Raw genomic sequence first — 8,245 nt, 5'->3', positions numbered from 1 at the left:
GGTAATAACGAGGAACACATGATGAAAAATAATGCGGCACTTGGCTGTAACTATGCCGGTTACGACTTTGGCGCTAATTATATTGATAGCCAGTGTTTTGACGGCATTTTGTATGATATGGACGCTTGCGACGAAAGCGGTAATCTGTATGAGCCGCTGCAACATATCCCGTGCCCAAGATGTAACACTCAGGCGTGGTTAGATAATTTCCGTTCTGAATTTATTGAGGATGGAATAAGCCAGGGTCTTAATGGAAAGCCATTTCATAAAATACGAACCGTCCCTATTCCTGACGAAATCCGGAATTCCCCCGGATTGTTGCGAAAAATAACCCGGCTATTGCGGCGCGGGTATTACTACGGATTAAAGAACCAGCATTAACCGGCAGGGATGCTGATAACAGAGGAATGAATATGAAAACAGAAACATGTGAATTACTGAAATCAGACGACCAAATGACTTTGATGATGCGAGGTGAGCACACTGCGTTAAAGGTTATCGACACTGCCATTAAGTCAGGCGAAATTGAAGAGGAAGACCGGCAGTGGTGGGAAAGTCATAACAGGTTTGATATTGGCTACTTCAAAGCTGTTCCGCGTGATGGATATTCCACATATTACTACCCATCAAATAAAGACGTTAAGGGCGCGTTTTTAGCGACTACCTTGGTGATTTATTAATAGATTCAGGAGGGGTGATGGATATATCACAGGCAGGAATTGAATTAATGCAGCACGCTCTCGGCATTAACCAGCAAAACAGAAAACCATACAGAAATTATTTTCTTTCATCCGGAAAAAATGAAGAATGGGAGAGTTTAATTAAAAATGGGTTGGCCGCATCAAATCCGGCACCAAAAGAATTTTGTGGTGATATTTATTATCAGGTTACTGATGTCGGAATTAATATGGCCATTGCTAAATTACCAGAGCCAAGAAAATTAACTAAATATGACGAATATCTTGATGCGGATACGTGTGTATCATTCAGCGAATGGCTTGGCATTAAGTTGCCAGAATATGAACACCGATATCGTGACAGAAAATGCGAATACAGAATGTATCGCGAAATCCGAGACCAATGGTGGGATTTAACGCGCATAGAAGGCGAATGGATGCCAACTATGAAAGCCGCCAAAGCAAGCTATAAAGAAGCGCTGAAAGCCAGCAGGTAGATAACCATGACAATCGGATTTGTATTACTACTGGTAATACACGGCTCTGCTGTGCCTGTTACCGATGATATTTATACGCTCGAAGAATGTGAGAGCCGCGCAGTGCAGGTAAAGGCTGTGCGGAATGTTGAATTAGTGTGTGCGGAGGTGGTGAGGTGAATAGAGATGAAGCATTTAAAGCGTTATTAGACGGTAAAAAAGTAACTCACAAATATTTTACTAAAAGTGAATATCTGCACATGGTTCGCGGGGTTATAACTGGAGAGGATGGCGTTAATCTTCATTCTCATTTTTTCAACACTGATTTCATGTCAGATGGATTCAGAATTTACATTGGTGAAGACAATGAACAAATATCGTGACAAATCAGACTTTGAGATTAATTGCCAAGTTCTGGCAACGTTTGAACCAGATATTGAACACATGTGTTTAAGCAATGATGAAAGGTCATTTTATCATTGTGGCTTTGATGGTAATGGATTCTATGAAACTACCATCCCAGGCTATTGCAACAACCCAGCGGACGCAATGCCGATTATTTTCGATAATAATATATCGTTAATCTTGAGTCACAACGAATACCCGTTAGCGACAAATAACCCATCTGGATTATTCATGGATTCGCTGCCACCGGAAAATGTAGTGACAAATAAAAACCCTTTACGCGCCGCTATGGAATTATTCCTGATGATGAAGGATGCGGAGAATGAAAACTGACTACGGCGGGGGCACAACACCAAAGGAATTGCGTGATTTGTGGCAAACTCCCATCCCGTTATTCTCAGCACTGGACGCTGAATTCGGTTTTTACCTTGACGCCGCCGCCGATAAAAATAATACCCTCTGCTATCATTACCTCACCGAAAAAGACAACGCATTAAACTCCGACTGGCAAAGCTACGGCTCAATATGGTGCAACCCGCCGTATAGCGACATACAGCCGTGGGTAAGCAAAGCAGCCGAACAATGCAGGGAGCAATTGCAGCCGGTCGTGATGCTGGTTCCTGCCGACACTTCGGTGGGATGGTTTAAATCGGCACTGGATACCGTTGATGAGGTCAGATTTATTACCGGTGGCCGGATATCGTTCATTAACGCTGGCACAAACAAACCGGTGAACGGAAACAATAAAGGCTCCATGCTTTTAATCTGGCGACCGTTCACCCATCCACGCAGGATAATTACCACAGTTAACCGGGATGACCTGATGGACATCGGCAACCGGCTGCTGGAAGCACAAATCTGAGGTGACCAATGACACCACAGGAAGCAGAGAACGGACGCAGACGAATAGCGAGGGAATGCTATCACGAACTTGAAGCTAACCGCCCACTTAATGACGACAAGCGCCGCACCATCCTACAGAGTTACCTCGAAAAGTTTACCCGGATGTTAACTGAATATCACTTTAAGCGCTCAGTGCCTGCGCTGTGGCTGAATGTGTACGTTCGTATGATAGAGAAGGAAAAGAAATATGGATGACAGCCTGATGACAATAAAGGATTACGCAAAGAAACTCAGGCTGTCTGAGGCAACCATTTACCGTGATCCGGAGAAATATCACATGTTCAGGGTCGGGGGTTCATGGAGAGCCAGCGACCAGAGTCTGAAAAAGTTTGAAGAAGACCGCCTTAACAACAATAATGTTTACCGGCTGGCCGTGATAAGCGGCGGGAGAAAAGGAAAATGCCTGTCTACAAAAGGGGTAAAACATACTGGGTCGATGTGTCCGCCCCAGACGGAACGAGAATTAGAAAAACTACTGGAACCGCTGACAAGGTAAAGGCTCAGGAATATCACGACAAGCTTAAGCATGATCTTTGGCAGATGGATAAGCTGAATAAGCAACCAGAACGATACTTTGAGGAAGTGGTTATTCTGGCGCTCAGGGATGCGGAAGGGCAGTCGTGCTATGTGAATAAACAGATTTATGCCCGTTACTTTTTGGGATTGTTCCGTGGCCGGAAACTGTCGTCAATTCGCTCCGAAGAGATAATGAACTCACTACCGGATTATAACCCGAAAACCAAGCGCCGGTTATCGGGGTCAACAAAAAACCGGTATCTGGCATTCATCATGCGAGGCATTTCACTGGCTAAGAAAATGGGATGGCCGGTCGGTCACGTTCACACAGAAAGATCACGTGAACCTAAAGTAAGGGTCAGATGGCTGGAAAGGCATCAGGCAATAGCTCTGATAAACAGCCTGGCAAATGACTGGATGCGAAACGTTGTTTCATTTGCGCTGCTGACCGGCGCACGAAAAACGGAAATACTATCGCTGGAATGGAAGCATGTTGATCTGTCGCGCAGAGTGGCAATCATAACAGCAGCGAAAGCAAAATCAGGAAGGGGGCGCGCTATACCGCTAAATGACGACGCAGTGAGCATACTGAGCAACATACCGCGTGAAGGTGAGTATGTGTTCGGCGAGGATGGAAAACAGCGCAACGACATTTACAGGCACGATTTCAGACGTGCAATGAATTTGTCCGGCATTGATGATTTTCGTTTTCATGACCTGCGGCACACATGGGCGAGTTGGCATGTTCAGAACGGAACCCCGTTAATGGTACTGAAAGAAATGGGAGGATGGGAGAAGTTGGAGATGGTTAATAAATACGCTCACCTCAGCGGTGAACATTTAGCCAAATACAGCAACGTTGTCACATTTTTGGCACAGAAAGGAAATCAGGCCGGAAAGGAATGCCACTTATCACTTCTAACCGGCTGATTTAAAACGACTAAAAACACTGTCATTTTTTAATATCAGACTTTGCTATCAGAAAAACAGTCTGATGATGTGTAATTAGCGGCAGTCAGTCAGCAGTCGCTGAAATCTGCCGGATTAATAATTTGTAGTATATCAGTCGTCGTGACCGACTTTTTCACATTTTGCCTGCGGGTTGCGGGTAATAAACATCGCATCCCCGTAGCTGAAGAAACGGTAATGCTCGCGTACCGCCGCCTCATAAGCCTGCATGGTGTGCTGATAACCGGCAAACGCAGAAACCAGCATAATCAGCGTGGATTCCGGCAGATGGAAATTGGTGATCAGCGCATCCACCACCTGATACTCATATCCCGGATAAATAAAGATTTGCGTATCATCAAAGAACGGTGCAATCAGTGCATCCTGTGCCGCTTTCGCCGCACTTTCGAGGGAACGCACGGATGTTGTGCCGACCGCGATCACGTTATTACCGCGCGCTTTACACGCCAGCACGGCATCAACCACATTCTGCGGCACTTCCGCATATTCGGAGTGCATGATGTGATCTTCAATATTATCCACGCGCACCGGCTGGAACGTCCCTGCCCCGACATGCAGGGTGACAAAGGCCATTTCCACACCTTTTTCACGCAGTGCCGCCAGCAGCGGCTCATCAAAGTGCAGCCCGGCAGTCGGTGCGGCTACCGCACCGGGGCGGTCATTATACACGGTCTGGTATAACTCGCGATCCGACTCTTCATCAGGACGGTCAATATATGGCGGCAGCGGCATATGACCAATCTGATTGAGAATGGTCAGCACATCGCGCTCATCATCAAAACGGATTTCAAACAGTGCATCGTGACGCGCCACCATGGTGGCTTTCACGCTTTCATCTTCGCCCAGCAGCAGTTCAGCACCTTCTTTCGGTGCTTTGGATGCGCGGACATGCGCCAGTACACGGTGCTCATCCAGCATCCGCTCCACCAGCACTTCAATCTTTCCGCCAGAGGCTTTGCGCCCGAACATTCTGGCGGGGATCACACGGGTATCATTAAATACCAGCAGATCACCGGGATTGAGTTTATTCAGCACATCGGTGAAGATACCGTGGTTCAGTTCACCACTGATACCATCAAGCGATAACAGACGGCACTTGCTCCGCTCCGCCTGCGGGTAGCGGGCAATCAGTTCGTCCGGCAGTTCAAAAGTAAAATCGGCAACACGCATGAGATTCTCGGTTTCATCTCAAAAAGAAAAACAGGCGCAATAGTCTAGTGCCCCGGTAAGCAGGGCGCAAGAAATAACCCGCCGACGGCGGAATAAAAGGCTGCGGTATTATGAATTTTCTCGCACATCTCCACCTTGCCTCACTGGCAAACAGCAGTTTTCTCGGCAATCTGATGGCCGATTTTGTCCGCGGCGCACCGGAAGAACAGTACAGCGCACCGGTTGCTGCGGGGATCCGGCTGCACCGGCGTGTTGATACCCTGACTGACTCACACCCGCTGGTACGGGAAGCCCGTCAGCTGTTCCGCCCTGAATACCGCCGCTACGCGCCGATCACCCTGGATGTGGTCTGGGATCATTTTCTTTCCCTGCACTGGTCACAATTTGAGCCCGCGACCTCACTGACCGATTTCACACAGCACGTCCGCACAGTGATTGAGCCGCAACTGGCGTTTACGCCGGAGAAATTTCAGGAGCTGAATGAATTTATGTGGCCGCAGCGCTGGTTAATCCGCTATCAGGAAGTTCCTTATATCGGACAGGTACTGGCGGGGATGGCAAAACGACGTCCGAAACTTGCCGCACTCAGGGAGACAAATCAGGATTTTACCGATAATTATCAGTCTCTTGAAAGTATCTTCTTCCGTTTCTATCCACAGATGATGGACAGTGTGACAAAGCCGTTTACAGATCAGTAACGGTTTTTACGTTCATTCACACAATTAGCACTTGAACTTTACTCAAATAACTCTATCTTATTCGGGTAGCAGATAGAATAATGAACTATTGATAGGTAAAACCTATTATATTAATCGGTATTATGAGCTTTAATACCGTCCCCGGATTCTTTATTCTGTCTGTTGTTTATTGCCATACTCTATATAATCTTACAGGAGTAAATTATGGTTCTGGTAACCCGTCAAGCCCCCGATTTTACAGCTGCAGCCGTTATGGGTAACGGTGAAATTGTTGATAACTTCAATCTGAAAAAACACCTGAACGGCCGTCCGGCTGTTATCTTCTTCTGGCCGATGGACTTCACGTTTGTCTGCCCTTCTGAGCTGATCGCATTCGATCACCGCTATGAAGAATTCAAAAAACGCGGTGTGGAAGTGATTGGTGTGTCTATGGACTCTGAGTTTGTTCATAACGCATGGCGTAACACTGCTATCGAGGATGGCGGTATCGGTCAGGTTCAGTATCCGATGATTGCGGATATCAAACATGACATCATGCGGGCTTACGGTGTTGAGTTCCCGGAAGCCGGTGTTGCTCTGCGCGGTTCTTTCCTGGTGGACAAAAACGGTGTTGTCCGTCATCAGGTCGTCAACGACCTGCCGCTGGGCCGTAACGTAGACGAAATGCTGCGTATGGTTGACGCACTGCAATTCCACGAAGAGCACGGTGATGTGTGTCCTGCACAGTGGGAAAAAGGTCAGGAAGGTATGAATGCATCTCCGAAAGGCGTTGCTGACTTCCTGAAAAAGAACTCCGGCAAACTGTAAGTTCCGGCAGTTAAGAGATACAAAAACCAGCCTGCGGGCTGGTTTTTTTGTGCCTGAATCACGGGCAAAAAAATACCCCGCACATGACAGGGTATTTTTATAATCCGGGCTATCAGGCGTGTTTGTGATTCACTTCCGGCTCAGCGCCCATCAGGCGATCAACCACAATGGAAACCACCAGCACTGCCAGTGACGGCGCAAGCCATGCCAGGTCATATTTAAAGAACGGCAGTGACTCAATCCATGACGGCATATAAGAGCCGAACATTTTAGTGGCTTTCAGCGCCCCCATCGTCCCGAGGATCAGGCTGACCAGCATTGCCGGCGCAACCACCCGTCCCGGTTTTTTCCAGAAGCGCAGTGTGAAACTCAGCAGGATCAGCACAATACACGGCGGATAAATCGATACCAGCACCGGAACGGAAAATGCGATCAGTTTGCTCAGCCCCAGGTTGGAAATCACCATGGAGAACGCACCGAGGATCCACACCAGTTTACGGTAAGAGATCGGCAGATAACGGCTGAAGAATTCCGCACAGGCACAGGTCAGGCCGATAGCTGTCACCATACAGGCAACAAAAATCAGCACAGCAAGGAAGAAACTGCCGTAGTTACCGAAGGTATACTGGACATACTCATGCAGAATTTCCGCGCCGTCAGCCGGGTTCGGGATAATCGACCCGCTGTTTTCCCCTAATTTGAACAGCGCCAGATAGACCAGTGTCAGCAGCACACCGGCAATCAGCCCGGCCCACATGGTATAGCGGGTCAGCAGTGAGGAGTTTTCCACTCCGCGCGAACGGGCGGCATTAACAATAACAATCCCGAAGACCATTGCGCCGAGGGTATCCATGGTCAGATAACCATTAATAAACCCGTTGGAAAACGCCATTTCTTTATACGCCGGCGTTGCCATAATAGCATCACCGGCCGGCCACATTACCGCAGCCACCCCGAGGATAGCCAGAGCCAGCATTTTAACCGGTGCCAGTACATGACCGACGCTGTCCAGCAATTTACCCGGATACAGGGAAATGCCGATCACACAGGCAAAGTAGATCACGCTGTAAATCAGCAGGGAAATATCAGATTCCCCGCCCACCAGCGGCGCAATCCCGATTTTATAAGAAACGGTGGCTGTACGCGGCGTGGCAAACAGCGGCCCGACGGACAGATAAGCGACAACGGCCAGCAGCAGCCCGGCATATTTACCGACTGGTGTACTGAGTGCCTCAATACCGCCACCGACTTTTGCCAGTGCAATCACGGTCAAAACCGGTAAACCAACGCCGGTGATCAGGAACCCGGCTGCCGCCGTCCAGACCATTTCACCGGCCTGAAGGCCGACCATTGGCGGAAATATAATATTCCCCGCCCCGACAAACAGCGCGAAGGTCATGAAACCTAAGGCTAAAATATCTCGTGAAGTTAAACGATGCGCCATATTATTTTTGTCTGTTACTGTTAATTTAATGTGAAATATTCAATAAAAATATCGGAAATAAAAATCCAACTCCCTGATCTGTCACTGGCGGCATCTCCTGCTGTTTTAACAATCTGTTAGCACTACGTTATTCATCATAAGTTAATAACTGTAGTTATTATATTTAAAAAACAGTGGTAT

General features: G+C 47.8%; 13 protein-coding genes. 11 read left to right on the top strand and 2 right to left on the bottom strand.

The genetic code is table 11. The annotated features are described in order from the left end of the window. The 9 genes from N7387_RS06640 to N7387_RS06600 all read left to right on the top strand — a co-directional run. On the top strand, positions 1-381 hold a 381-nt coding region (locus N7387_RS06640), incomplete at its 5' end, for a hypothetical protein (RefSeq protein ID WP_279797886.1). 32 nt (positions 382-413) lie between these two features. Next, positions 414-680, top strand: a complete 267-nt coding sequence (locus tag N7387_RS06635) for a hypothetical protein (RefSeq protein WP_279797885.1) — start codon at positions 414-416, stop codon at positions 678-680. A 17-nt stretch (positions 681-697) separates the two neighbouring features. Continuing rightward, a complete protein-coding gene (locus tag N7387_RS06630; protein ID WP_279797884.1) occupies positions 698-1,174 on the top strand; it encodes a hypothetical protein in 477 nt (158 codons plus the stop codon). Positions 1,175-1,329: 155 nt separating this feature from the next. Further along, positions 1,330-1,536 (top strand): hypothetical protein, encoded by a 207-nt coding sequence (locus tag N7387_RS06625; RefSeq protein ID WP_279797883.1) that lies wholly within the window; start codon positions 1,330-1,332, stop codon positions 1,534-1,536. Continuing rightward, entirely contained in the window at positions 1,520-1,891 is a 372-nt protein-coding gene (locus N7387_RS06620) for a phage protein NinX family protein (RefSeq protein WP_279797882.1), read from the top strand. Before N7387_RS06625 ends, N7387_RS06620 begins: the two co-directional genes overlap by 17 nt. After that, the gene (locus N7387_RS06615; RefSeq protein WP_279797881.1) at positions 1,881-2,420 is read left to right on the top strand and encodes a phage N-6-adenine-methyltransferase; all 540 of its coding nucleotides are present in this window, start codon (positions 1,881-1,883) and stop codon (positions 2,418-2,420) included. The genes N7387_RS06620 and N7387_RS06615 overlap by 11 nt, the downstream gene beginning before the upstream one ends. A gap of 8 nt (positions 2,421-2,428) precedes the next feature. After that, positions 2,429-2,656: a hypothetical protein gene (locus N7387_RS06610; RefSeq protein WP_279797879.1), complete on the top strand. Its 228-nt coding sequence runs from the start codon at positions 2,429-2,431 to the stop codon at positions 2,654-2,656. After that, positions 2,649-2,957: a hypothetical protein gene (locus tag N7387_RS06605; protein WP_279797878.1), complete on the top strand. Its 309-nt coding sequence runs from the start codon at positions 2,649-2,651 to the stop codon at positions 2,955-2,957. Before N7387_RS06610 ends, N7387_RS06605 begins: the two co-directional genes overlap by 8 nt. Further along, positions 2,861-3,907 carry a site-specific integrase gene (locus tag N7387_RS06600; protein ID WP_347815229.1) on the top strand — a complete coding sequence of 349 codons (1,047 nt, stop codon included), beginning with the start codon at positions 2,861-2,863 and terminating at the stop codon, positions 3,905-3,907. The genes N7387_RS06605 and N7387_RS06600 overlap by 97 nt, the downstream gene beginning before the upstream one ends. A 132-nt stretch (positions 3,908-4,039) precedes the next feature. Here the strand turns inward: N7387_RS06600 and queA are convergent, their stop codons facing one another. Then, positions 4,040-5,116, bottom strand: a complete 1,077-nt coding sequence (gene queA / locus N7387_RS06595; protein WP_279797874.1) for a tRNA preQ1(34) S-adenosylmethionine ribosyltransferase-isomerase QueA — start codon at positions 5,114-5,116, stop codon at positions 4,040-4,042. 110 nt (positions 5,117-5,226) lie between these two features. On the opposite strand from queA, the gene N7387_RS06590 reads away from it, so the two are divergent. Both N7387_RS06590 and N7387_RS06585 read left to right on the top strand, forming a co-directional pair. After that, positions 5,227-5,814: an ACP phosphodiesterase gene (locus N7387_RS06590; protein WP_279797873.1), complete on the top strand. Its 588-nt coding sequence runs from the start codon at positions 5,227-5,229 to the stop codon at positions 5,812-5,814. Positions 5,815-6,018: 204 nt separating this feature from the next. Then, positions 6,019-6,621: a peroxiredoxin C gene (locus N7387_RS06585; protein WP_046893141.1), complete on the top strand. Its 603-nt coding sequence runs from the start codon at positions 6,019-6,021 to the stop codon at positions 6,619-6,621. A 112-nt stretch (positions 6,622-6,733) separates the two neighbouring features. Here N7387_RS06585 and brnQ read toward each other — a convergent pair whose 3' ends face one another. Continuing rightward, positions 6,734-8,065 carry a branched-chain amino acid transport system II carrier protein gene (gene brnQ / locus N7387_RS06580; RefSeq protein WP_262859066.1) on the bottom strand — a complete coding sequence of 444 codons (1,332 nt, stop codon included), beginning with the start codon at positions 8,063-8,065 and terminating at the stop codon, positions 6,734-6,736. Positions 8,066-8,245: the final 180 nt, after the last annotated feature.

Source organism: Morganella sp. GD04133 (assembly GCF_029835375.1).
In the GTDB taxonomy this organism is placed as follows: domain Bacteria; phylum Pseudomonadota; class Gammaproteobacteria; order Enterobacterales; family Enterobacteriaceae; genus Morganella; species Morganella morganii_B.
This window is presented reverse-complemented; position numbering and strand designations above follow the sequence as displayed.

Coding starts and splice junctions, on each gene's coding strand:
- N7387_RS06635 (WP_279797885.1), top strand. CDS start 414: ATGAAAACAGAAACATGTGAATTACTGAAATCAGACGACCAAATGACT.
- N7387_RS06630 (WP_279797884.1), top strand. CDS start 698: ATGGATATATCACAGGCAGGAATTGAATTAATGCAGCACGCTCTCGGC.
- N7387_RS06620 (WP_279797882.1), top strand. CDS start 1,520: ATGAACAAATATCGTGACAAATCAGACTTTGAGATTAATTGCCAAGTT.
- N7387_RS06615 (WP_279797881.1), top strand. CDS start 1,881: ATGAAAACTGACTACGGCGGGGGCACAACACCAAAGGAATTGCGTGAT.
- N7387_RS06610 (WP_279797879.1), top strand. CDS start 2,429: ATGACACCACAGGAAGCAGAGAACGGACGCAGACGAATAGCGAGGGAA.
- N7387_RS06605 (WP_279797878.1), top strand. CDS start 2,649: ATGGATGACAGCCTGATGACAATAAAGGATTACGCAAAGAAACTCAGG.
- N7387_RS06600 (WP_347815229.1), top strand. CDS start 2,861: ATGCCTGTCTACAAAAGGGGTAAAACATACTGGGTCGATGTGTCCGCC.
- queA (WP_279797874.1), bottom strand. CDS start 5,116: ATGCGTGTTGCCGATTTTACTTTTGAACTGCCGGACGAACTGATTGCC.
- N7387_RS06590 (WP_279797873.1), top strand. CDS start 5,227: ATGAATTTTCTCGCACATCTCCACCTTGCCTCACTGGCAAACAGCAGT.
- N7387_RS06585 (WP_046893141.1), top strand. CDS start 6,019: ATGGTTCTGGTAACCCGTCAAGCCCCCGATTTTACAGCTGCAGCCGTT.
- brnQ (WP_262859066.1), bottom strand. CDS start 8,065: ATGGCGCATCGTTTAACTTCACGAGATATTTTAGCCTTAGGTTTCATG.